We start from the raw sequence: 25,920 nt of genomic DNA, 5'->3' as shown, positions 1-25,920 counted from the left end.
AGAGAGTAGTCTTTTTTAGAAGGAAAGCGAGCTAGGGATGGTGTGAGCCTAGTACGGAAGAAAAAGATGAAGCGCACTTCGGAGATGCTTCTTGAACGAATAGTAGAGAAAGCCGAGGCCCCCTGTCCTCGTTATAAACGGGAAAGTGGTTCGTAACGAACAACAAGGGTGGTACCACGGGTTAAAACTCGTCTCTTTTTTAGAGACGAGTTTTTTGTGTTTTAAAAAATAAGGAGGTTGTATCATGGATTATAAAATGCAGTTTGCGGAAAGTTTATCTAATATTTTCACGAATGAATTAACGCAAAAACAAATTTTAGATTTAATTGAAACACCGAAACAAGATGAATTTGGAGATGCAGCGTTCCCATGCTTTTCATTAGCGAAGCAATATAAAAAAGCACCAGCTTTTATCGCAAAGGAAGTTGCTGAGAAATTCAATGATCAGTTTTTTACGAAAGTAGAAGCCGTTGGTCCTTATGTAAATGTATTTTTCAATCGTGAAACTGTAAGTGATGCAGTATTAAAAACAGTTTTAGCGGAGAAAGAAGAGTTCGGTCAAAACCACTTTGGCTGTGAAAAAACAGTAGTAATTGATTATTCCTCTCCTAATATCGCGAAACCTTTTTCGATGGGGCATTTACGTTCTACAATGATAGGAAATTCGCTGAAACATATCGCTGAAAAATGTGGCTATGAAGTTGTAGGGATTAATTATATAGGAGATTGGGGAACACAGTTTGGAAAGTTAATTACGGCTTATAAAAAATGGGGAAATGAAGCAGTAGTTAAAGAAGATCCAATACGTGATCTATTTAAGTTATATGTCCAATTCCATGAAGAGGTAAAAGACGACGAAGAACTAGAAGAAGAAGGACGTGCTTGGTTTAAGAAATTAGAAGAAGGTGATGAAGAAGCGGTAGAGCTTTGGAATTGGTTCCGTCATGAGTCCCTTAAAGAATTTTCTCGCATTTATGAACTTCTCGGCGTAGAATTTACTAATTTTCAGGGAGAAGCATTTTATAATAATTTAATGGAAGATTTTATTGGGATTTTAGAAGAACATGAGTTGCTTGAAGAATCAGAAGGTGCATTAGTCGTTAATTTAGAAGAAGAAGGAATGCCGCCTTGCTTAATTAGAAAATCAGATGGTGCGACGATTTATGCAACGCGTGACTTAACGGCAGCTTTATATCGTCAAAACACTTATGGGTTTGATAAAGCGCTATATGTTGTTGGTCCAGAACAAAGCTTACATTTCAATCAATTTTTCACCGTATTAAAAAAACTTGGCTATACTTGGGTTGATGGTATGGAACACGTACCGTTTGGCTTCATTTTAAAAGATGGTAAGAAAATGTCGACACGTAAAGGAAGAGTTATTTTACTTGAAGAAGTACTCGAAGAAGCAATCGAACTTGCAAAACAAAATATTGAAGAGAAAAATCCAAACTTAAAACAAAAAGAAGAAGTAGCAAAGCAAGTCGGTGTTGGTGCAGTCATCTTCCATGATTTAAAAAATGAGCGTATGCATAATATCGAATTCTCATTAGAAAATATGCTGAAATTTGAAGGAGAAACAGGACCTTACGTACAGTACACACATGCACGTGCTTGTTCTATTTTAAGAAAAGAAAGTGTAGAATTTGAAACATGTACATTTGCTTTAAAAGACGATCATAGCTGGAGTGTCGTAAAATTACTTAATAAATTCCCTCAAGTAATTGAAGCAGCTTTCAATAAAAATGAGCCATCTATTATTTCGAAATATATATTAGATGTAGCACAATCATTCAATAAATATTACGGTAATGTTCGTATATTAGAAGAGAGCGCAGAAAAAGACAGCAGACTCGCATTGGTTTATGCTGTGACGGTTGTATTAAAAGAAGGATTACGTTTACTTGGGGTGGAGGCACCTGAGGAAATGTAACATAGTAGTAAACTGACAAACTGGGTCTAGTATAAACCTGGTTTGTTTTTTTATTGGATATATATTTTTTTTGCAAAATCAATTAAAATCTTTTTAGAGAGGGTGATTCATATTGATTCGAACTTTTATTTTACAAATTCCTTGTCATAGAAGATTAGATAGGAGTTTTTTTAAACTACAAAAGTACATACCTTTATGTGCGCGTTGTACAGGCATGCTTATTGGTATTTTAATGTTTCCAATTTATTTTTATATGACACCTTCATTTCTTTTGGCAATCATACTATCATTTTTCGCTCAAATTCCGTTACTTATCGATGGGTTCACCCAAAAGTGGAAATGGAGAAGTAGCTCAAATTTGCTAAGAATAACTACTGGTGTATTAAGCGGTAATGGTATGGGATTATTCATTTCCTCTAGTGTTATATGGATATTATCTTAAGATATATAGTAATGGAGGTATTTACATAGATGTTCTGGATTTATTTAATTCTAATTTTTATTTCAGGCGGAAGTGGAATTGGTTTTATGACTCAAAATAAGTATACAGAAGCAATAATAGCTTTTGTTATTTGTATACTATTGTTTGGGCTACTGTATTATTATCTTAAAAGAAACAAAAGAAAGAGAAAAGCAGATTGTGACGATTTAGACTGTACGGATTGTTTTGATTGTGATTGTACTTGTTAAATTTTTCTTCCAAATAAAAAGCTAGTGTATTATTAAAAATACACTAGCTTTTTTGCTTTGAAATTTTAAGAAAAGTGTAGGAATACGGCTATTCTATAGAGAACTTTAGTTTTGTATATAAAAGGAGGCGTTAGATGTTGGAAACGTATGATTGGAACAATAAACTAACATATTTAAAAAACACGAGAGATTTATATTACAACGACGATTATGTAAGCTTTTTAGTAAATACAGTTTGGAAGATTACTAAGCCTGTACATATCGTTGATTACGGTTGTGGATATGGTTATTTAGGGTTAGTATTAATGCCATTACTCCCAGAAGGTTCAAAGTATACAGGTATTGATAGTGGAGAAACATTATTAGCTGAAGCCAGAGAGTTGTTTCGTTTACTTCCGTATGATTCAGAATTTCTTGAAGGAGATGCTACAGAAATTGAACTGAACGATAAATACGATATAGCAATCTGTCATGCTTTCTTATTACATATGACTACTCCAGAAACAATGCTACAAAAAATGATACATTCAGTTAAAAAGGGTGGGAAAATAATCTGTTTTGAACCACATTGGATTTCTAATATGGCTTCTTATTTACTAGATGGGGAGAAACAATCGGAATTTATTCAGCTAGGTGTTTTGCAGAAATTATTTGAAAGTGATACGCAAAGAAATGGTAAAGATGGCAATATAGGCATGAAAATACCGATATATTTAAGTGAATTAGGTGTGAAAAAAATTGAATGTAGAGTAAGCGATAAAGTGAACTTTTTAGATTCAAATATGCATCACAATGATAAAAACGATTTGTATCAATCATTAAAAGAAGAGGGGATTGCAGGTGATCCGGGTGATAAGCAACAATTTGTAGAACGTTTAATAGCCAGAGGATTAACATATGATAATGCGCTAGCTCAATATGAAGCTGAACTACGATTTTTTAAAATATTTCATGTGTATTCTTCTTTTGTATACGCTCCCAATATGAAAATTACATTTGGTGACATAGTTTGTTAAAAGGTATGATGTATAAGGATTGTCGTTTAATGTCGATAAGTCGATATTCGACATATAATCGCTGATAAATGTTAAGAATCGGTCGATATAATTTGAAAATCGCCGATAAAATGAAAGAATCGCTGATATATTTGAATTATCGCCGATATAATTTTATGTACTAATTTCAGCTTCTACAAGATTAAAACCGCATGTTACGTTATTCCATATAATTAAACAAAATACGGAGAAAAACAATCATTTTTACTATATTTTGTTATAAATTTGAATAATATTAATTAATACCATCCATTATAAGAGATTTTAGTTGAATACATACTATATGGTGTGTAAAATCTAAGCAAGTAGCAGTATAAATATAAATTCGAGGTGAATGCATGCTAGATTTTAAGCAGTTAGAAACTTGTTTAAAAGACAAGAGATTTGTAGATGGATTACAGGAAATAAATAATGAAATTGCATATATAAAAGAAACGAATACTTTATCCTCTGTGAAGAATTGGCTTGCCAATATTCCTTCGCATAAGGAGTTCGATATATTAATTCGCCTTACTGATGAAGGGCTTATGCACCAATACAGTTCATTCCTCATTCGTTACGCTTATAAAAAATTCCCAAATATGAGAACGCTCTCTTTATATTGTGATGAGTTAATTGATGAGCGGAAAATTCTTGAAGCGGAGCAGTTGTTAAAATCTTCTTTAGAAGAGTTAAGTAAAGAAGAAATAGATGCAGATTTTTTAGCGAAAACATATTTTACGTTAGTACGATGTCTTTTAGAAATGAAACGAAACGAAGAAGCGTTAATGTATATGCAAAAAGCAGAGGAGTACAGTGCACGCGCAGTGTTTGATAAATGGGGCTACGTTTATATGCATACAGGTGAATGGGAGAAAGCGGAAGAACAATTTATTGCTGGCATGCAGCATGAAGATTGTGAAGAGTTATCTACCTATTTATTATCACAATTGTATGCGAATAAAGGAGAACAAAAACGCGCGATACAGTTAATCGATGATGCGATTGTAAAATTCCCACAAGTACCATATTTTCATTTTGAGAAGATAAAGTATTTATTAGATTTAGAGCAATATGAAGAGATGTTAGCGGTAATAGATAATATAAATACTCAGCTGCCATATCATGCCTATAATACTTACTTTGTACATTTACGTGCAGAAGCGCTGTACAAAATGAATAAATTTGCAGATTTACAAGAATTATTAAAAGAAGAAAAGAGTTTAAAAGAATCTTTATATCATAATTTAGAAAAAAATCCGGATGGAAAAAAGGTTCACTTGCCGATAGTTCCTATTGTACAAAAGGATAATTATTGTGTTCCGACAAGCTTAGAGATGATGTTGCGTATATGGGGAGAGAAACGTACACAAGATGAAATAGCAGAGTTTATTTTTGATATGACAGGTTCGAAGTTTTCAGATACTGTTTCTTATTTAGAAGAATTAGGTTATGAATATCGTTATTTTAAAGGGAATGAAGAGAATTATAAGAGACTGATTGACGAAGGAATTCCTGTTTTATTAAGTATAGATATTGAGCATGCTTCACACGTACAAGTTCTATCTGGATATGATGATACATTGCAAGCTTTCTATGTTCAAGATCCAAACTTTATAGAGCCAGTTCTTGTGGAATATAGTAAAGTACAAGAAAAATATCGTTATACAGGCTGTTTAGCAATCACGTTTGTTCCGAAAGAAAAGAAGGAGCAACTAGCGTTTCTAAGTGAAGAAGAAAATCGTTATTTTAAATCTATTTTTTCTCTTACGGATCATTTAGATGAACATGACAAAGAGGGAATTAGTAACCTAGTACAATTTTTAAAAGAAACGAGTGATAATCCAAATACGTGGTTATATACGATAAAGCACTTAGATGTTGAAGTAGATAAAGAATTTATTTTATATTGTATCGATAAGTTAATGGAAAAGTTTCCGAACTCGGACTTTGTTAAATTGCATGGTGCACAGTGTTTTATTCGTCTTCAGGAAGTAGAGAAAGCGGAGCAAATGCTGACAAGCGTTGAGAAGAAAAATAATCGTGCTTTATATCATTTAATAAACGGAAGATATGCGTTTGAACAGGAAAGTTATCTAGAAGCGATTTCAAGCTTTCGTTCATCGTTACAATTAGACGCAGATCAGCCTATTGCTTGGAGTTTTCTCGCTTTATCCTATATGTATATTGATCAATCTGAAAAAGCATTGCAATACTCTCAAGTTGCGTTAGAGCGTAGTCCTGAAAGGTTCACTTTAACAAATCACGGTTTAATATTAATAGATTTAGAAAGATATGAAGAAGCATATGAAATCTTTAATGACTTGTTAAAAGAGTATAAATATGAAGCGCATGTATGGTATGAACGAGCGAGATGTGCACATCAACTAGGGAAATTATATTTAGCAATAAAAGGGCTTAAAGTAGCGATTCATTTGGATAGTAATGCACCTTACATTTATACGAAACTTTCGGAAATATACGAATCTGATTTGAAGGATGAGGAAAGTGCGAAAGAAATTTTATTAAACGGTATTGAGAATTGTGATGATAAAGCACCTCTTTACGTAAAATTAGGTGACTATCATTTTCAAAATGATAGCTTGGAAGAAGCAGAAGTATTGTATAAGCGTGCTTTAGAAGAAAATGATGAGGATGTTTATTCTCACTTCGGACTTACACAAGTTTATATGGCAAGAGAACAATATAAGGAAGCAAAAGAATATATTCTTGGTCTTGAGAAGCAAATTGAAAAGAGTCAAGATTTCCTCATGAATGCAGGAATGGTTTTATGGGATGCTGAAATAGAACTTGGTGGAAATGAAGAAGGATTTAAAGTAGCGCTATCTAAGTTAGAAAATGGTATAAAGAAAAGTGATTATAATGTAGCAAGTGCGTTAGATGAATATGTGAATCGAATTAAAGGAACGGAATTTGTACAACGAGGTATAGCATTTTTAAGAACGTTACACAAAGAAAGAAATGAAGTAAGTGAGTACGGTTGTTATGCAGGTATTTTATATGAATCTATTGGACAGTACGGCCAAGCGATGAAAAGATATAATAAGGCGATAGAACAAATGGAAACGGCATTACCGTATTACCGAATTGGCGAAACACTTATGGCATTAGGGCAATTGACGGAAGCAAAGCAGGCGTATGAAACATGTTTAGAGTTTAATGGGAATTTCGTAGGTGTACATTTACAGCTTGCGGAAATATACGAAAAAGAAGAAAACCGTTCTAAAGAACAAAGTCATATGGTTCAGGCGATGAAAGAAGAGCCGTTGCATATTAATATGGAATATTTGGCACAGCTTTCAGTAGAAATGAACCTTCAGGAAGAATTACTGATTGAACTAGAACAATTAGTGGACGAAGTACCTGAAATATGGCGTTTAGATGCGATTGCATATGTGTACGGAGCGATGAATGAAACAGATAAAGAACAAGCACAGATTGAATACGCGCTACAATTAGATGGTGAGCATATAGAAGTACTATATCATTATGCAAAAGTATTAGTGAAAAAAAGAAATGTAAAAGCAATTGAAGTTGCAATGAAAGTAATACAAAAAGATTTTGATAATGAACGTATATTTGATGTTTATGTAAAAGCAGTAGAGCAACATAAAAAATTGTCTAACATACGAGATTTTCTTCATACATTAAAGGTGAAAAAAGCAGAAAGAAGTACAGCATTCATGTATGCTGCAGCTGCGGTTACGGAAATATGGATTGAACGCCAGCTGCATGAACAGCCGAAACGATCTATCATTACGAGAGCTTTTTATCGTATGAAAAATCGTGCGAAAGAAATTTCAATGGTTACTATGATAATTGATTTATATGAAATCTCTTTAAAGTTAAATCCGAAAAATAGTATGGCAGCACAGCGATTTGCGCTATTTTATGAGAATGTAGAGATGAATAAAGAAGCAATAGAGATTCTGCACACGTCACTAGAAAATAAATGGGATTATGACGTAGCGAAGCAACTTGTAAATCTTTTCGTTGAGTGCGAGGAAGAAGATATGTTAAGAGATGCTTTGGAATTAACGAAACAAATGGTTCGAGAACTACCAGATGATTATGATACTCTTCTTCTGCAAGCACAAGTATTCTTTAAAGCAGGGGAAGAAAGAAAAGCAGAAAAGATTATCTTACAATTAACAGAGCAAACACCGTTTGTAAGTAGAGCATTTCTTGCTTTAGGAGAAATATATCAAAGTCAAGAAAGGTTTGAAGAGGCAATTCATGTATTAGAAAATGCTTCTGTACATCATCCAAATGAAACAGCAATTCTTCTTTCTTTAGCATCTTCATATCATGGTGTCGCCCAAACGATAAAGGCAGAAAAAATAACAAATGAAGTATTAATAATTGACGCGAGTGATTTGTTAGCAAGATATGATCGTGCTTGTTATTTAGCGCAGTTAAATAGAAATGAAGAGGCGAAGGAAGAGCTTGAATTTGTCCTTCGTGAGGATGAATCGGGATTTTTTGCTGAACTTATTGAGGATGATGAAAATTTAGCAGCATTGCGAGAATTTGAAAAGTAATTGTATAAGAATAGGGGAAAAAGATAAGGATATATTTTGAATTAGTTGACAATTAGTTGCTAAATGGCATAAAATAACTTTTAACAAAGTATACAAATCTGAAGACGAGAAAGAGTAAAATAGTGAGCTGTTCTCCAGAGAGCCGGTATATTGCTGAAAGCCGGTGTGCAGACATTATTTGAAAATCATCTCCGAGGAGCCGAGGCTGAAAGTAAGTAAGCCCGGACGGATGTCTACCGTTACAAAGAACACGTATGATAGTACGTTGCTAAGTGCTATTAGTGAAAAAGCTAATAGAATTAGGGTGGTATCGCGGGTAAACCCGTCCCTACTTTATAGGGACGGGTTTTTTGTGTGCTTTAAAATATTCAAAGGAGTGATTGTATATGGAAAAAGTAGATGTAAAAGAATCAGCTGTAGGAAGAGAAATGCGAATTCGCAAACAGTGGAACGAACAAAATATTTTCGAACAATCAATTCAGAATCGAGAAGGCGCACAGTCTTTCGTATTTTATGAAGGACCACCAACGGCGAACGGACTACCGCATGTAGGTCATGCACTTGGACGAACAATTAAAGACTTAGTAGCAAGATATAAAACGATGGCTGGTTATAAAGTGTTAAGAAAAGCGGGATGGGATACACATGGTTTACCTGTAGAATTAGGCGTTGAGAAGCAACTTGGTATTTCTGGTAAACATGAGATCGAAGAATATGGCATTGAACCATTTATTCAAAAGTGTAAAGAGAGTGTTTTCACATATGAGAAGCAGTGGCGTGAATTCACTGAAAGTATTGGTTATTGGGTAGATATGGATGATCCATATGTAACTTTAAAGAATCCATATATCGAAAGTGTATGGCATATTTTGGGGACAATCCATGAAAAAGGATTGTTATATAAAGGACATAGAGTTTCACCATACTGCCCAAGCTGCCAAACCTCATTGAGCTCACATGAGGTTGCACAAGGGTATAAAACAGTAAAAGATTTAAGTGCAACTGTGAAGTTTAAAGTGAAAGATAGTGAAAATGAGTATTTCTTAGGTTGGACCACAACACCTTGGACACTTCCAGCAAACGTTGCGCTTGCTGTCCATCCAAATATGGAATACGTTAAAGCAAAACAAGAAAGTCATGTATACATTGTTGCGAAAGAACGTGTACAAGAAGTATTAAAAGAGAACTATGAAGTATTATCTGTTCATAAAGGCGAAGAATTATTAAACACATCTTATACAGCGCCATTTCCGATGAAAGAAGTTACAAATGGTTACCGCGTTATTGCAGCAGATTTTGTAACGGGAGATAGTGGTACAGGACTTGTTCATATTGCTCCAGCATATGGAGAGGACGATTATAGAGTCGTTCAAAGTGAAGGATTGTCATTTTTGCACGTTGTAGATGAAAAAGGTGAGTATACAGAAGCAGTACCATTTTTGAAAGGGAGATTTGTAAAAGATTGTGACGTGGATATCGTTCGTTATTTAGCGAAGGAAGGTTTACTGTATCATAAAGAAAAATATGAACATAGCTATCCGCATTGCTGGCGTTGTGATTCACCACTACTTTATTATGCAGGAGAAAGTTGGTTAATCCGAACAACTGCAATTAAAGATACATTTTTACAAAATAATGATTCTGTTACTTGGTATCCGGATCATATGAAACATGGACGTTTTGGTAAGTTTTTAGAAAATATGGTGGACTGGAATATTAGCCGAAATAGATATTGGGGAACACCATTAAACGTGTGGGAATGTGAAAGTTGTAATCATCAGTTCGCACCGAAGAGCATTGCCGAATTAAGAAAGCATAGTACGAAAGAAACACCGGAAGATTTGGAATTGCATAAGCCGTATGTAGATGAAGTGCAAGTCTGCTGCGAGAAATGCGGAGGAACAATGAATCGTACACCAGAAGTAATTGATGTTTGGTTTGATAGTGGTTCTATGCCATTTGCACAATATCATTACCCATTTGAAAATAAAGAGTTATTTGAAGAGCAGTTTCCAGCGGATGTTATTGCAGAAGGAATTGATCAAACACGCGGCTGGTTTTATAGTTTATTAGCAGTCTCAGCACTATATACAGGAAAAGTACCGTATAAACGAGTGTTATCATTAGGGCATGTCTTAGATGAAGAAGGCCAGAAAATGTCTAAAAGTAAAGGGAATGCACTAGACCCAGTTGATTTAGTAGATAAGTTTGGTGCAGATGCGCTAAGATGGGCTTTACTTGTTGATAGTGCCCCGTGGAATGCGAAGCGTTTTTCTGAAAGAACAGTACTGGAAGCGAAATCTAAATTTGTAGATACATTAGTCAATGTGTATAGCTTCTACGTTTTATATGCAAATTTAGATGAGTATAATCCGAAAGAAAAGTATGATGTAAAGCTTACAAAATTAGACGAATGGGTATTATCAAGGTTGCATAGTACAACGAAAAAAGTGAGAACTGGACTTGATGATTATCAATTTACGAATGCAGCTCGTGAAATTGCAGCACTTGTAGATGAAGTGAGTAACTGGTATGTAAGACGCTCACGTAATCGTTTCTGGGAATCCGGTATGAACGCTGAGAAAGCAGCTGCGTATGAGACACTTCATGAAGTGCTTGTAACAATTAGTAAATTAATTGCACCATTTACACCGTTTGTCGCGGAAGACATTCATCTAAATTTAGAAGGAAGCAGCGTTCATTTAGCCGATTATCCAGTTGTAAATGAATCACTACTTCAACCGAAATTAGAAGCGGAAATGGATGCTGTTTTACAAGTTGTTGAACTTGGAAGAAGTAACCGTAATCAGCATTCTTTAAAAGTAAAACAGCCGCTAGCAGAACTTGTATTACTTGAGCATAACGAGAATGATATGGATTGGGAATCTTATCGTGATATCGTTATGGATGAGTTAAATGTAAAAGCGTTCCATGTTGAACTCGATGAAACAAAATACACATCATATCAATTGAAGCTTAATTTTAAAACAGCGGGGCCGAAGTTCGGTAAAAATGTGAATGCAGTGAATGGTTGGCTAAAACAATTATCACAAGAAGAAGTGCAAAACTTTGTATCAACAGGAAGAGCAGTTTACGAAGCAATACCAGGAGAAGAAGTAGTTGTAACTGCTGAAGATGTGTTAGTTGAGAAAGTTGCAAAATCAGGATTCTCTAATACGACTAACGGACAATATACAGTTATGTTAGATACGAATGTAACGGAAGAATTGTTACAAGAAGGAGTAGCGCGTGAATTCATTCGTGCGGTTCAAGAATATCGTAAACAGTTGAATTTACCAGTTAATTTACGAGTCGATATTATTCTTGATACAGAAGAAGAACTACAGCGAACGTTAACGAACCATAAAGATTTATTGGAAGAAAACTTACTCGTTAAACAATTTACATTTGGTCACTTAACGAACGAAGACGATGAACTTTCTTTAGGTGAAACAAAACTTAGAATTAAATTAAGTGCAGCTAATTAAAGAAAAAAGGAAGTTGGAATGATTCCAACTTCCTTTTTTGTATGATTAGAATTTATTTGACTATACATTCGATAGGACCACTAGCAATTGTCTTTTTTCATAGCGTAACGAACACAATACCGTAGAAATATATTTCTACAGTATTGTGTTCAATTCATACATAAATATTGAGAAAATTTCACTTACCCTAAATGGAAAGGTAATAGAAGTGTTCATAGAGAATTACTCGTAGATTCAATTTTTATCCATCCGTTTTGCGGGGAATGATTGCCTAGTGGTAATGGGATAAGGTTGAGCTACTTTATTAGGGGGAGTGGTTCTATGTTTAATAAAAAAATGGTGGCAATGGCAATGACCGTGCCGTTAGTAATGGGGACGATTTCTACGGTTTCGGCATTGGAAAAACAACAGCAAGTAAAGTTAGAAGCTTATTCGCCACAGAAAAAAGCAACTGAATATTTAAAAGAAAATGCTGCGCAGTATGGATTGAAAACAGATCTTTCAGACTTGCAATATATTTCTACAACAGAAACATCAGTAGCTTCATATGTTAGGTTCCAACAAGTTGTTAATGGTGCACCTGTATTTTCAAAACAAATAACAGTTACGCTTAACGGAGAGGGAAAGGGAGTACTCGCTGTTTCCGATTATCAGCCTGTTACAGGTGTGAAGGAAGTAACGACAAAAATTAGTGAAAAAGATGCAATACAAAAATCAATGGCGTATGTTGGAGAAGCAAGTGAGCAAAATTTATGGGCTCCTACAGATAAAGAGTTCGGATATATTGTTGAAGAAGGAATTGCTCGTCCAGTATATAAAGTTGTAGTCCATTCTAATAATCCATTTGGTGCATGGGAAACATTTATTGATGCAGAAAATGGAAAGTTAATTAAAAAGGTTGATATAAACCGAAAAGCTGAAGGGTCAGGAAAAGTATTTTTACCTAACCCAGTCGTATCTAGCGGTAGTAAAGTAGGCTTAAAAGATAATAACGATGCAGATTCAACAGCTCTAACGAACCAATTAAAAACTGTTACGTTAAAAGGTTTAGATGGAACAGGATTTTTAATTGGAGAATATGTAACGATTTCTTCAAAAGCGAAAACAAAATCTACAAACTTACAATTCAACTATACACGTGCAAATGATAGCTTTGAAGATGTAATGTCATATTATCATATTGATACATTGCAACGTTACATTCAAAGTCTAGGTTTTAAAAATATTAATAACCGTTCGATAAAAGTGAATGTTAATGGTACAACTGATGATAACTCATTCTATTCTCCATCAACAAAAGCTTTAACTTTCGGTACTGGCGGTGTTGATGATGCAGAAGATGCTGGTATTATCGCACATGAGTATGGGCATTCGATTCAAGATAACCAAGTTCCTGGCTTTGGTAGTTCAGCAGAAGGTGGAGCGATGGGAGAAGGATTTGGCGACTTCTTAGGTGCTACATATGAAGATGCAGTATCGACTACTGGATATGGTAAAGCATGTGTTGGAGAATGGGATGCGACTGCTTATTCTAGTTCAGATCCGACGTGCTTACGCCGATTAGATACGAATAAAGTGTATCCGAAAGATATTACAAATGAGGTACATGATGATGGGGAAATTTGGGCACAAGGCCAATATGAAATGGCACAAGCATTTGGACGTGATGTAGCAACGAAAATTATTTTACAATCGCACTGGTCATTAACACCAAACTCTAAATTCAGTGATGGAGCAAAAGCGATTAAGCAAGCGGATGCTCTTTTATATGGCGGACAACATGCTGCTGATATCGATCGCATTTGGGCAGCGAGAGGCATTAGTACGAATTAATATAAAAAGTCGTGGCATTTATAAGCCACGACTTTTGAATTTGCTTAAGAACTGGTACTAGTAAATAAAGCTATATCAATGATAGTGTGAATATATCCGTATCCCATTTACTTTTTAGCTTCTTTAAAAACAAAATGCTCTTTAAATTTTCTAGATTCAACTTTTTGACCATTTCGCATCGATCGGAATGGGTGTTCTTGCCATGTAATAATAACATCAACTTCATCTGCTTTTGTAGCAACGGGTAAATTAGCGTGTTCAAATCCAGTTTTTCCACTTGCCAAACGACTTTCCTTTAGGGAAAAGAGTTCATATTTCGTTTTCTTATTTGGTTCGTTGCGGAATACTTCGACGTTTACATTATATACTTCACTATTCCCGACATTCTTTACTGAAAAATGATATGTTTGAAATTCATCTTTTTTAGCTTGAAGCATATTCTTGTTTGTTTTTTTCGGTTTATCAATATTCACTTGCCATTGATCAGAGTTTTGAGAGATTGGTAAAGATTTTGGTGAATAGGCATACGTTTCGTTTACTACAATTAAGCAAAACAAAAGGAGAAAGAAACTAATTGCTTTTTGCATATACACACCTCGCTTTAAAATTTTTATTAATATGCGTAAATGAATTAGTTTTTATGTAAAAATTGGAAAATATTAAAGGTGTAATTTTGGATGTAATACATAAGAATATGTATTACAAAATTAACTTTTCACACTTTAGAAGAAGTTAGGAGTTATAAAACCAGAATGTTTCAAAAAAAGCTTGCGTTTTATAAGGTAAGGAGTTAGAATACTCTGTAAATATAAAAAGTGATGATCAGGAAAAGTACATGGTGCAAAGGTCTACAGAGAGCAGCCAGTTGCTGGGAAGGTTGCGATACCGCATGATGGAAAGACACCTGTGAGTGTTGCTTTGAACGTGATTATTAGTAAAAGCAAACGGTACCTACCGTTATCAGGGCTAAGATGGTCAGTATGACAATTTGGGTGGTACCGCGGAAAAAATCCGTCCCTATTTATAGGGGCGGATTTTTGTATTCTTTGAAAGGGGGTGAGTGACCGTGGATGATGACGATGACAACAATAACGTAAATAAATATAAAATTACTGGAGGGAAAAATAATGGATTCAATAATGAAGCGTTCACTCACAAAAGAATGTACAAAGCAAAGTGGAAAGGTTGTATTACTTCAAGGATGGGTAAAAAAGATTCGACATCTTGGAAATGTTAGTTTTTTATTATTACGAGACAGAACAGGAGTAATTCAATGTGTATTAGAAAATGAATTGGCTGGATATAAAGTTGATGTAGAAAGTGTCGTCCACGTAATTGGTGAAATAGTCGAGACATCGAAAACAGAATTGGGTGTTGAAGTACTTGCTCATGAAGTGAAAGTAATAAACGGTGCAGAGCCACTTCCATTTGAAATAAATAAAAAGAAGTTACAAGTTGGCTTAGATCAACTACTTAATGAGCGAGTAATATCATTAAGGCATGAGCGAACCGCAGCAATTTTTAAAGTGAAATCTACACTCGTTCAAAGCTTTAGTGAATTTCTTATAGAGAACGATTTCACACGAATATTTACGCCGAAAATTGTTTCGCAAGGGGCAGAAGGAGGAGCAAATGTTTTTAAGCTTCCATACTTCCAAAAAGAAGCTTATTTAGCACAATCACCACAGTTCTATAAGCAAATGATGGTGGCAGGTGGGTTAGAACGAGTTTTTGAAATTGCACCTGTATATAGAGCGGAACATCATAATTCTTCCCGTCATTTGAATGAATATATATCGTTAGACGTAGAGCTTGGTTTTATTCATGATTTTTATGAAGTGATGCAACTAGAAACGGATGTTTTACGATATATGTTTCAACAAGTAGCGAAAAAATGTGAAATAGAACTACAACTATTACAAATAGAAGTACCTGTTATTACTGAAATACCTAAAATTACATTGTTAGAAGCACAAGAAATTTTGAAAAGTAAGTATCGTAAAGAATCTCCTGTAGGGGATTTAGATACAGAAGGTGAAAAGTTACTAGGGAAATATGTGAAGGAAATATATAATAGTGAATTTGTTTTTATTACGCATTATCCGAAAAAAGCGAGACCGATGTATACGATGCTGAATAAAGAGAATCCAGCTATTACTGATTCATTCGACTTATTATATAAAGGATTAGAAATAACGTCAGGGGCACAGCGAATTCATAATTATGAAATGTTACTCGCTTCGTTTAAAGAAAAAGGATTACACCCAGATAAATTTCAATCTTATTTAAATACATTTCGATATGGTTGTCCACCACATGGAGGTTTCGGAATTGGGTTAGAAAGGGTTGTATATAAACTTTTAGAATTAACAAATGTACGAGAGGCGAGTGCTTTTCCGAGAGATTGTACTCGTCTCATACCGTAAAAAGAATCTTCGCGATTATCGCGAAGATTCTTTTTTTATAGTTCGTTTAAAAAGGTGAAAATATAGACTCTTTCTTTTTCTAATAAGCTTAGTAAAAGTCAGTTGAAATATGAACCATTTCGACAAAAAAATCAATATACCCTTGACAGTTACAAATATAACAGATATACTTCATATTAATTTCAAAAGAAAATATATTCTAAATATTAAAATGTGTTGAATAGGAGTAGTAAGGTCATGTATTTGTACAGAGAGCTATGGGTTGGTGTGACATAGTCAAATGACATCCTGAACTCGCCTAGGAGCAGTAAGGTGGAACGGAATTACATTCTTAGTAAATCTTAACGGTTAACCTTCGATATTAGGTTTGTAATCAAACGATTACTACTAAGGTGGATTCATAATGGAATCAATAAGGGTGGTACCGCGTTAAGTAAATGGCTTAGCGTCTCTTTATATAGAGATGCTAGGCCATTTTTTTATTATATGGAAGAAGAAATGGAGGGTTTATTTGAATAGGTTTATAAAATTTATTTATTTATATAAAAAGATTTAATTAGGAGGAAAATGAGATGAAACAGACGGAGCAATGGACTTCGAAATTAGGTTTTATAATGGCGGCAGCCGGATCAGCAATTGGACTTGGGGCGATATGGAAGTTCCCTTATATCGCTGGGAAGAGTGGGGGAGGAGCGTTCTTTTTAATATTTATATTATTTACTGTTTTAATTGGACTACCGCTACTTATAGCTGAATTTATGATTGGACGCAGTACGCAGAAACAAGCAGTTGGAGCATTTAAAAGCATCGCACCAAATACAGGATGGCATTGGATTGGACGCCTTGGTGTTGGAACTTGTTTTATACTACTTTCGTTTTATAGTGTTGTAGGTGGATGGGTATTAATTTATTTATTCAGAGGAATAACTGGACAACTGATTACTCCAGGACAAAATTACGGTACATTATTTACTGAAACAATTGGGAATCCTGCTTGGGCTATTATGGGACATTTCGCTTTTATGTTCATTACGATATGGGTTGTATCAAAGGGTGTACAAAACGGAATTGAAAAAGCAAGTAAATATATGTTGCCAGCATTGTTCGTTTTATTTGTCGCTCTTATTATTCGTTCGTTAACACTTGATGATGCAATGAAAGGTGTGAAGTTTTTCTTACAACCAGATTTCTCAAAGATTACTTCGGAAAGTATTTTGTTCGCAATGGGGCAATCATTCTTTGCAATTAGTATCGGGATTTCAATTATGGTTACGTATAGTTCCTATTTAAATAAAAAAGAAAGTTTACCAAAATCAGCAATAACAATTGTTGGATTAAATTTATTTGTTTCATTATTTGCAGGTCTTGCTATTTTTCCAGCTGTATTTTCATTAGGAATGGAGCCAACAGAAGGACCTGGATTACTGTTTATCGTATTACCATCTGTATTTAGTCAAATCCCATTCGGTGGATTTTTCTTAACAGTATTTCTTGCACTATTTACATTTGCGACATTAACATCGGCATTTTCTTTACTAGAGACTGTTGTTTCAGCATTAGCAAATGGTGAACAAGAAAGAAGAACGAAATTATCATGGATGATCGGCTTCTGCATTTTCTTAGTAGGTATACCATCTGCGTTATCATTTGGAGTATGGAGTGATATTACGATTTTTGGAAAGAATATTTTTGATGCAGTAGACTTTTTATCTAGTAATATATTAATGCCACTTGGAGCACTATTTATTAGTATTTTCGTTTCATTCAAAATGGAGAAGAAGGTACTAGAAGCAGAGTTTTTTGTAGGTGGAAATTATGGAAAGAAAGTATTTACTTGTTGGGTATTTTTACTTCGATTTGTAGCACCACTTGCAATAATTATCGTCTTCTTAAATGTGATAGGGATTATTTAATATTAAATGTTATAATATTCAGTAAAAAAAGGGGTGATGATCATAAAGAAAAATTTGATAGAAGCAGGGAAATATATGAATATTAGAGGGAAAAAGCTATACGTTGAAACACATGGAAATCCTAAAAATAAGCCAGTCTTATACTTGCATGGTGGACCAGGAGAAAGTTGTTATGATTTTTCATTTCATCAAGCGGAACGTTTAAAAGATTCTCTATATGTAATTATGATAGATCAAAGAGGTGTTTGTCGCTCAGAAGAAATTACTGAAGACGAAGCTTTTGGATTAAATGATTTGATTGAAGACTGTGAGGAATTAAAAAAAGTATTACAAATGGAGAAGTGGTCTATAATTGGACACTCTTTCGGTGGATATGTAGCATTGCTTTATGCGTCGATATATCCAAGTTCAATAGAGAAAATAATATTTGAAGGACCAACTTTTAATTTTGCATTAACAAGTAGGGCTTTGTTACAAAAGACAGGGCATTTATTAAAAAAGTATGGAAAAGAAGAAATAGCAAAAGAATGCTTTGCTTATTCATCTAGCGATGCTAGTTCAGAAGAGTTGTTAGAAGCTTATATAAGATTAAGCGCTGAATTAGAAGAAAAAAGAATGGAGATTTACAATAATAAGGAAGATAGGACAGATGAGAGTTTATACAGTGATGAAGAGTGGGAAATATTTTCAAATCGCTCCAAAATTCACTTTGATAGATTAAAATTAGAGAGAGCATGTCATACATCATTATTATCAAAAATAAAAGATGTACAAAATCTAATGTTATTAATAGTAGGAAAACATGATGTAGTAACGTGTGAAGAACAAATTAAAACATTTAATAAAGATGCCCGAAACGGCAAGTATATCGTATTTGAAGAGAGCGGTCATTCACCTCATTATGAGGAAGCAGATAGATTTGCAGAAACAGTCATACATTTTTTGAAATGAAGAAAAGGGTGCTTCTATAAATGAGAGGCACCCTTTCTAAATTTCTGGATATGTGATTGTGATGTTAGGCCACTTACTTTGCCAATTCTTTTTTATAACTCTGTTTTTGTACATATGTAATCGTTCTTTCGATTCAAGAAAATGAGCTGTTGGTTTCACTTGTAAGGAAAGGACATCTTCAATACCCCATGGGGCTGTTAAGATAACGTTGTTTAGTTCATCAAGTGTAACTCCTAAAGCCGTTGCTGTTTCAGGGAATTTAGAAATAGCATTAACAGAAGAAGAATATGGTGGCATATTATTCACTACATGCATACGAGCTTGATTTTTTACAGACCAAGGGATAGTAGCATCAATATTCATTAATTTCGTTTCTAATGATTGTTCGTATATCTCATCTTGATGTAGACTATCATAATAAATCACATCAACATCAGGCATAGCCGTTTTCGCTTCATAGTCATGTAAAGTATCCCAAATTTTAGAACGAACAAATCCGGCACAAATCCACCAATCAGGTAGCTCTAGTGGTTTTGCCATTTGTAATACATTCATCATCCATTCGTCGTTTTCTATTAAGCGAATTATATCTTTCTCTGTTTTGATCTTCATTGATAAATTCACCTTTCTAGTAAATTAATGCATCAGTTCAATAATCCATAAAATCCAGTAAGCACCTGGTACAAATAGCAGTTGTGCTAATAATGTGCCGAGAAGTCTAGAAATCATTAGCCAACCATACATTTTACTCATAGATTCAGCACCGCTTTCTGATTGTAGAGCACGTTCTGTTAAAAGAGCAATGCGTGGATCGAGTAATACAGTTAATAAAATAGTGGCGAAACCATTTACAAGGCCAGAAGCTGTACTTGCATTTGTTGCATAATCTGGATTTAAAAAAGAAGCGTAAAGGGCTGAAAGTACCCCTGCTGTATAAATAGCAGTAGCAAACATGTTAATAAGCATAATACGCTTTGGAATACCACCGATACGCAGTCTATGAATCATTTCTAACTTTGGAAAACGGACATATTTTTTTGTGTACTTTAATTTTTGAATGTTATTCGTTTTCATCATTCGAATGAAAGAACCGTCTGTTTCAAAGTTTTGAATGACATATCCAAATAATTTTGTCAAAGTTGGATAAAGAATGATCGCGATTAATGTACCGATAGAAGCCGATAATAGTACGAGTCGTATAATATGCTCTAAATTAATAGAAGAATCTAGTTTTGCTTCATCGACAATACCACCGATTAAAAAGGCTTGTAGTAAGTTTGATGTTCTTGAAATAAGTAACACCATTCCTACAACAGACAAGGCAACCGCAATCTTCTTTAAACGTACTCCAGCTAATCGAATACTATAAGAGCTTGTTTCAACTGCGTGGATCACAATTGTGAAAGCCATTATAAAAATTAACGTAATTGACATTTGTTTCACCAGTTTCTATTAAAATAATTGTAACTTTTTTACTGTATCATATCTATCGTATTTTGTAACTGAAAGTATGTGACATATGGAAATTGATTTTTCGAAAAAATAGATAATAATAGTATAATAGGGAGAAGTGGAAGAGATGTTAGCACTTATTTATACAGCAAATTAAGTGGAGGAATGAAGCATGTATAAAACATTTCTATTTGATTTAGATGGAACTTTAACGGATCCGAAAGAAGGGATTGTAAACTCGGTTTTATATGCATTAAAAAAAGTAGGAATTGAAGAAGTACATATAAGTGAGTTAGATTCATTTATAGGTCCTCCTATTCAGCAATCATTCATAGAGAGATATAATATGAGTGAAGGAGAGGTTGAACGTGCTGTTTTTTACTTCCGTGAGTATTTAAAGCAGCGTGGATTGTTTGAAAATAATGTATACGAGGGGATTCTGAAGCTCTTGCAACAATTAAAAAGTTCAGGGAATCGCATATTCGTAGCAACTTCAAAGCCCACTGTATTTGCGAAACAAGTTATAGAGCATTTTCAATTAACGAATTATTTCGAAGACATCATTGGAAGTAATTTAGATGGTACGAGAATAAAAAAAGAAGAAATAATTGCTCATATTTTACAAACACATGAAGAACTAAATAAAGAAGAAATGATAATGATTGGTGATAGAAAGCACGATATAATAGGTGCGAATCAGAATGGAATTGCTTCAATTGGTGTTTTATATGGCTATGGCTGTGAAAAAGAACTGACTGAAGTTAGTGCGACCTACATAGTGAAAGATGTTGAAGAACTGTATCATTTTTATGTAGAGAAAAATTTAATACAGCAGTAAATATAGATTCTAGCAATCCCTTTATAACGTATGACGATGAATTCGTTTCTGTTTAAAGGGATTTTTCATATGTAATCGAATAATTATAATTAGACATTTTTAGCATAAAAATTTGTATGAATAAGAGGAGGGATGTCAGAATTAAAAGTTTAGTAGAAATTTATCAATAAAATTTAGAATATTCTGTTTAATGGAGGGGTAAAATTGGAGTTAGTTATTATATTATTAGCACTAAGTTTACTTATGTTCGTAGCATACAGAGGTTTTTCTGTTATTTTATTCGCGCCGATATTTGCATTATTTGCAGTATTTTTGACAGAACCTAGTTATGTATTACCTTTCTTTTCTAATATCTTTATGGAGAAAATGGTTGGATTTATAAAATTATATTTTCCTGTGTTTTTATTAGGAGCAATATTTGGAAAAGTAGTGGAAATGTCAGGAATTGCAGATTCTATCGCAAAAACAATTATTGAGTTAGTTGGTGAAAAACGTACTATATTAGCGATTGTATTAATGGGGGCTATTTTAACGTATAGTGGTGTTAGTGTGTATGTAGTAGTGTTTGCTGTTTATCCGTTCGCAGCTAAGTTGTTTCGACAAGCTAATATTCCAAAGCGTTTAATCCCTGGAACGATTGTTCTTGGAGCAGTAACGTTTACAATGGATGCGCTACCTGGATCACCACAAATTCAAAATGTAATACCTACAACATTTTTTAAAACGGATATTTATGCTGCACCGATACTTGGGATTGTAGGAGCAATTTTTGTTCTTACATTAGGTTTACTATATTTAGAGAGTAGACGTAAGAAGGCAAAAGCAGCAGGTGAAGGATATTTTGGTTTTAATGATGGAAATACTGAAATGGCAGCATCTTTGCAAGTAGAACAAAAAAATATGCCATTAATTAATAACATTGAAATCACAAGAGCACAACAACTTATTGCATTTATACCACTTATTTTAGTAGGTGTAATGAATAAAGTGTTTACTATTATGATACCAAAGTGGTATCCAAGCGGTTTTGATTTTTCTGCAATTGGTATGAAAGCATTTGGAAAAGTAGAATTAAGTGCAGTGGTAGGAATTTGGTCTGTAGAATTGGCACTTATTATAGGGATCTTAACAACGTTATTATTATATTGGAAGCGAGTAGTAACAGGTTTCCAAGCTGGATTGAATACAAGTATTGGTGGAGCGCTACTTGCAACGATGAATACAGGAGCTGAGTTTGGATTCGGTGGTGTCATTGCAGCACTTCCAGGCTTCGCAATTATGAGAGATGGCATCTCTGCTACTTTCACAAATCCGTTAGTGAATGGTGCAGTAACGACGAATATTTTAGCTGGAATTACAGGCTCGGCATCAGGAGGAATGGGAATAGTATTAAGCGCAATGGGAGATAAATTTATTGCAGCGGCCAATCAATTTGATATTCCATTAGAAGTTATGCACCGTATCGTATCAATGGCATCAGGAGGAATGGATACACTACCACATAACGGGGCTATTATTACTATTCTTACAGTAACAGGATTAACACATAAACAGTCATATAAAGATATATTTGCTATTACAATTTTGAAAACGGTTGCTGTATTTTTAGTTATCGCATTCTATACTTTAACAGGACTCTATTAAAAAATTTGAATCGTAAAGATTCATCAAATCGATAATTTATATTATAAAATATTAATTAGGATAAGAAGGGGTGGGGGACTTGCAAGAGGTTTCTGAGTTTCGTATGCCAAAGTCGGTATTATATGGAAGAAATTCGCTTGAAAAACTGGGAGAACAATCAAAAAAGTTAGGGAAAAAAGCTTTTATAGTTACTGATACAATTATGGAGAAATTAGGATATGTTGAAAAGTGTATGCAACAACTAAATAAGAAAGGTATTACTGTTAGCACATATAATAAAGTGGATGCTGAGCCTACAAATATACACGTATTAGAAGCGTTATCTCTTTGTAAAGAGGAAAAGTGCGATTTTATTATCGGTATTGGTGGTGGAAGTTGTATTGATGCTGCGAAAGCGGTAGCGGTTTTATATACAAATGGTGGAGAAGTTGAGGATTATGTCCAAAAGGATATTGAAATAGAAAACAATCCACTACCACTTATTGCAATTCCAACAACTTCTGGTACTGGTTCGGAAGTTACAAGTGTAGCAGTAATTACGAATAAAAAAACAGATGTAAAAATGATGATGAAGCATCCTAGTTTTATACCGAAAGTAGCAATTATAGATCCAGTTTTGACAAGTTCGTTACCACCACAAATTACGGCAGCAACAGGAATAGATGCGTTATGTCATGCGATTGAAGCTTATATTTCTAAATTTTCACAACCACTTACAGATGTACTTGCTCTTTCAGCTATTGAAAGTATTATGAAATATTTACGTATAGCATATGAAGATGGACATAATATGGAGGCAAGAGAAGCGATGATGATTGCTTCCTTACAAGCTGGAATTGCATTTTCGAATGCATCAGTTACATTAGTTCATGGAATGTCAAGGCCAGTGGGAGCATTATTTCATGTACCGCATGGAATATCAAATGCCATACTATTACCTACAGTGTTAGAGTTTACAAAAACAAGTGCAGTGAAAAGGTTAGCAAAAATTGGACGTAACTTAAATAAGGATTTGTATTCGAATTCTGATGAGGAAGTAGCAGACTATACGATTGGGGAAATAAAAAAGCTTTGCTATGATCTTCGTATTCCAAATTTAAAAGAATACGGTATCGATGAAATTGAATTTGAAAATGCTATCTCTAAAATGGCATCAGATGCAATTGAAAGTGGTAGCCCAGCTAATAACCCACGTGTTCCATCATATGATGAAATCAAAGAGTTGTATCGAGAGTGTTTTAATTATAAGTATAAAGAATTTATAAAAATATCAGATTATTAATTTCAGAATATTCTATAAAAATTTCCTTGGAAATGAAAGTACAATTATTCTATATACGTTAAAACAAGACTTTATATTCCAAACTTAAAGTCTTGTTTTATTGTGTATAATATACATAATAAAATGTTGTTATTAGTTTTATAAAAAATTTTAGGTAGGTGTTTGTTTATATGAAAACGATAGGTCTTATAGGTGGTATGAGTTGGGAATCAACTTCTGAATATTATCGAATTATTAATGAAGAAATAAAAGAGAGATTAGGAGGGCTACATTCAGCAAAATGTTTGATTAATAGTGTGGATTTTGAAGAGATTGAACGATGTCAGTCTAGCGGAGATTGGGATGGTGCTGGAGAAATTCTAGGGAATGCGGCATATTCATTACAAAAGGGAGGAGCAGACTTTATAATCATTTGTACAAATACAATGCATAAGGTAGTTGGAAAAATAAAGGCGAAAATTGATATTCCAGTCTTACATATTGCTGATGCAACTGCAAAAGAAATTAAAAGAAAAGACATTCAAAAGGTTGGTCTGCTTGGAACTAAATATACAATGGAGCAAGATTTCTATAAGTCACGTATAGAAGAAAATAATATAAAAGTAATAGTACCATCAGAAAAAAATAGAAAAGAAATAAATAAAGTAATATATACAGAATTATGTTTAGGAAAAATAGTATCTCAATCTAGAGAATATTATAAAAGAGTCATCGAAGAGTTAGTGCAAAAAGGAGCACAGGGAATCATATTAGGTTGTACAGAAATAGGGTTATTAATAAAGCAAGAAAACGTATCTGTCCCGATATTTGATACAACTCATATACATGCAATTGAAGCAGTCAAGGTAGCTCTAGATAGAGTATAATTATATTATGTAAACTTTATTCGTATATCTGGAAAACATTCAGAAAATATTTTATAATGTAAGTGGTTACATTTAAGGGGGAATGCGTATGTTTTCAGTTCAACCAATCGCATTTGTACATAATGAAAGAAAGGAAATAAAAGATGATGAGTGGGGAGAAGTAAGATCTCGTATAACTTTAACTGAAATGTATGCAGAAGAGAGTATACAAGGGGTTGAAGATTTTTCTCATATTGAAGTTGTTTTTTATTTTCATAAAGTAACTGACGAGCAAATTCAGTATTTTGCTAGACATCCTAGAAATAATAAGGATTATCCTGAAGTAGGTATTTTTGCACAGCGCGGGAAAAATCGCCCAAATCGCATAGCTGTAACAATTGTAAAGGTGATCAAAAGAGAAGGTAAATCAATTATTGTTGAGGGATTAGATGCTATAGATGGCACTCCTATATTGGATATAAAACCAATAATGAAAGAGTTTATGCCGACAGAAGAAATACACCAGCCTAAATGGGCAACGGATATAATGAGACAGTATTGGAAGGGGAATGGAGTAAAATGAGAATATATGAGGCAACAATTGCAGATTTAGATGGACTAGCATCAGTTTTTAATAACTATCGTATGTTTTATAGGCAAGATTCTGATTTAGAAGGGGCAAAAGTATTTTTACGAAATAGAATTGAGAAAAAAGAGTCTGTTATTTTCGTAGCAGTTGAAGACGGCGAATATATTGGGTTCACGCAACTATATCCATCATTTTCTTCTATTTCAATGAAAGAATTATGGATTTTAAATGATTTATTTGTACAAGCGGCGAAGCGTGGAGCCGGAACAGGTAAAAAATTATTAGAAGCTGCTAAAGAATACGCATTAGAAAATGGAGCAAAAGGTGTAAAGCTGCAAACGGAGATTGATAATTTATCAGCACAACGATTATACGCTGAAAATGGTTATTTGAGAGATAATCGTTATTTCCATTACGAATTAACGTTTTAAAAAATTAAG

19 protein-coding genes and 4 other annotated features (1 of these 23 running past the window's edge) are annotated in these 25,920 nt (G+C 33.9%); of the genes, 16 read left to right on the top strand and 3 right to left on the bottom strand.

The window, feature by feature from the left end; genetic code table 11:
- Nucleotides 1-199 (top strand) — a binding site (T-box leader); it begins 16 nt to the left of the window's first position.
- 45 nt (nucleotides 200-244) lie between these two features.
- The 7 genes from argS (at nucleotide 245) to HMPREF2590_RS03300 (ending at nucleotide 13,540) form a co-directional block, all read left to right on the top strand.
- Nucleotides 245-1,933: an arginine--tRNA ligase gene (gene argS / locus HMPREF2590_RS03330; protein ID WP_070861317.1), complete on the top strand. Its 1,689-nt coding sequence runs from the start codon at nucleotides 245-247 to the stop codon at nucleotides 1,931-1,933.
- Nucleotides 1,934-2,045: 112 nt separating this feature from the next.
- A complete protein-coding gene (locus HMPREF2590_RS03325) occupies nucleotides 2,046-2,375 on the top strand; it encodes a DUF2085 domain-containing protein (protein WP_000621475.1) in 330 nt (109 codons plus the stop codon).
- A gap of 29 nt (nucleotides 2,376-2,404) precedes the next feature.
- Complete coding sequence (locus tag HMPREF2590_RS03320; RefSeq protein ID WP_000498604.1) at nucleotides 2,405-2,623, top strand: hypothetical protein; 219 nt, start codon at nucleotides 2,405-2,407, stop codon at nucleotides 2,621-2,623.
- Between the two features lie 137 nt (nucleotides 2,624-2,760).
- Complete coding sequence (locus tag HMPREF2590_RS03315) at nucleotides 2,761-3,639, top strand: class I SAM-dependent methyltransferase (protein ID WP_043328692.1); 879 nt, start codon at nucleotides 2,761-2,763, stop codon at nucleotides 3,637-3,639.
- Between the two features lie 377 nt (nucleotides 3,640-4,016).
- The gene (locus HMPREF2590_RS03310; protein ID WP_050821813.1) at nucleotides 4,017-8,219 is read left to right on the top strand and encodes a bacteriocin-processing peptidase family protein; all 4,203 of its coding nucleotides are present in this window, start codon (nucleotides 4,017-4,019) and stop codon (nucleotides 8,217-8,219) included.
- 92 nt (nucleotides 8,220-8,311) lie between these two features.
- Nucleotides 8,312-8,552, top strand: a binding site (T-box leader).
- A 53-nt stretch (nucleotides 8,553-8,605) separates the two neighbouring features.
- Nucleotides 8,606-11,707, top strand: coding sequence for an isoleucine--tRNA ligase (gene ileS / locus HMPREF2590_RS03305; RefSeq protein WP_000416539.1), 3,102 nt, complete (start codon nucleotides 8,606-8,608; stop codon nucleotides 11,705-11,707).
- A gap of 321 nt (nucleotides 11,708-12,028) precedes the next feature.
- Entirely contained in the window at nucleotides 12,029-13,540 is a 1,512-nt protein-coding gene (locus tag HMPREF2590_RS03300; RefSeq protein WP_000482274.1) for a M36 family metallopeptidase, read from the top strand.
- A 107-nt stretch (nucleotides 13,541-13,647) separates the two neighbouring features.
- Here the strand turns inward: HMPREF2590_RS03300 and HMPREF2590_RS03295 are convergent, their stop codons facing one another.
- The gene (locus HMPREF2590_RS03295; RefSeq protein ID WP_001167912.1) at nucleotides 13,648-14,127 is read right to left on the bottom strand and encodes a hypothetical protein; all 480 of its coding nucleotides are present in this window, start codon (nucleotides 14,125-14,127) and stop codon (nucleotides 13,648-13,650) included.
- 222 nt (nucleotides 14,128-14,349) lie between these two features.
- Nucleotides 14,350-14,562 (top strand) — a binding site (T-box leader).
- Between the two features lie 105 nt (nucleotides 14,563-14,667).
- Between HMPREF2590_RS03295 and aspS the strand changes: the two genes are divergently transcribed.
- From aspS to HMPREF2590_RS03280, 3 genes are all read left to right on the top strand, one after another.
- On the top strand, nucleotides 14,668-15,966 hold the full coding sequence (gene aspS, locus HMPREF2590_RS03290; RefSeq protein ID WP_000377344.1) for an aspartate--tRNA(Asn) ligase: 1,299 nt from the start codon (nucleotides 14,668-14,670) through the stop codon (nucleotides 15,964-15,966).
- A 207-nt stretch (nucleotides 15,967-16,173) separates the two neighbouring features.
- Nucleotides 16,174-16,422, top strand: a binding site (T-box leader).
- Nucleotides 16,423-16,538: 116 nt separating this feature from the next.
- Entirely contained in the window at nucleotides 16,539-17,879 is a 1,341-nt protein-coding gene (locus tag HMPREF2590_RS03285; RefSeq protein ID WP_000814540.1) for a sodium-dependent transporter, read from the top strand.
- A gap of 75 nt (nucleotides 17,880-17,954) precedes the next feature.
- Nucleotides 17,955-18,830, top strand: coding sequence for an alpha/beta fold hydrolase (locus HMPREF2590_RS03280; protein ID WP_002098510.1), 876 nt, complete (start codon nucleotides 17,955-17,957; stop codon nucleotides 18,828-18,830).
- 36 nt (nucleotides 18,831-18,866) lie between these two features.
- Here HMPREF2590_RS03280 and HMPREF2590_RS03275 read toward each other — a convergent pair whose 3' ends face one another.
- Together HMPREF2590_RS03275 and HMPREF2590_RS03270 are read right to left on the bottom strand one after the other, a co-directional pair.
- Entirely contained in the window at nucleotides 18,867-19,442 is a 576-nt protein-coding gene (locus HMPREF2590_RS03275) for a nucleotidyltransferase family protein (RefSeq protein ID WP_000695355.1), read from the bottom strand.
- A gap of 24 nt (nucleotides 19,443-19,466) precedes the next feature.
- Nucleotides 19,467-20,264, bottom strand: a complete 798-nt coding sequence (locus HMPREF2590_RS03270) for a lipid II flippase Amj family protein (RefSeq protein WP_000028915.1) — start codon at nucleotides 20,262-20,264, stop codon at nucleotides 19,467-19,469.
- Nucleotides 20,265-20,454: 190 nt separating this feature from the next.
- On the opposite strand from HMPREF2590_RS03270, the gene HMPREF2590_RS03265 reads away from it, so the two are divergent.
- The 6 genes from HMPREF2590_RS03265 (at nucleotide 20,455) to HMPREF2590_RS03240 (ending at nucleotide 25,911) form a co-directional block, all read left to right on the top strand.
- Nucleotides 20,455-21,120 carry an HAD family hydrolase gene (locus HMPREF2590_RS03265; protein WP_000278479.1) on the top strand — a complete coding sequence of 222 codons (666 nt, stop codon included), beginning with the start codon at nucleotides 20,455-20,457 and terminating at the stop codon, nucleotides 21,118-21,120.
- 204 nt (nucleotides 21,121-21,324) lie between these two features.
- Complete coding sequence (locus tag HMPREF2590_RS03260; RefSeq protein ID WP_000424327.1) at nucleotides 21,325-22,764, top strand: GntP family permease; 1,440 nt, start codon at nucleotides 21,325-21,327, stop codon at nucleotides 22,762-22,764.
- A gap of 79 nt (nucleotides 22,765-22,843) precedes the next feature.
- Complete coding sequence (locus tag HMPREF2590_RS03255; RefSeq protein WP_001158663.1) at nucleotides 22,844-24,046, top strand: iron-containing alcohol dehydrogenase; 1,203 nt, start codon at nucleotides 22,844-22,846, stop codon at nucleotides 24,044-24,046.
- A 170-nt stretch (nucleotides 24,047-24,216) separates the two neighbouring features.
- Nucleotides 24,217-24,912 (top strand): aspartate/glutamate racemase family protein, encoded by a 696-nt coding sequence (locus HMPREF2590_RS03250; RefSeq protein ID WP_000848571.1) that lies wholly within the window; start codon nucleotides 24,217-24,219, stop codon nucleotides 24,910-24,912.
- Between the two features lie 88 nt (nucleotides 24,913-25,000).
- Entirely contained in the window at nucleotides 25,001-25,474 is a 474-nt protein-coding gene (locus HMPREF2590_RS03245) for an SAM-dependent methyltransferase (RefSeq protein WP_000493253.1), read from the top strand.
- The gene (locus HMPREF2590_RS03240) at nucleotides 25,471-25,911 is read left to right on the top strand and encodes a GNAT family N-acetyltransferase (RefSeq protein WP_001223866.1); all 441 of its coding nucleotides are present in this window, start codon (nucleotides 25,471-25,473) and stop codon (nucleotides 25,909-25,911) included. The genes HMPREF2590_RS03245 and HMPREF2590_RS03240 overlap by 4 nt, the downstream gene beginning before the upstream one ends.
- Nucleotides 25,912-25,920 lie beyond the last annotated feature (9 nt).

This window comes from Bacillus sp. HMSC036E02 (genome assembly GCF_001836235.1).
Lineage (GTDB): Bacteria > Bacillota > Bacilli > Bacillales > Bacillaceae_G > Bacillus_A > Bacillus_A cereus.
This window is presented reverse-complemented; position numbering and strand designations above follow the sequence as displayed.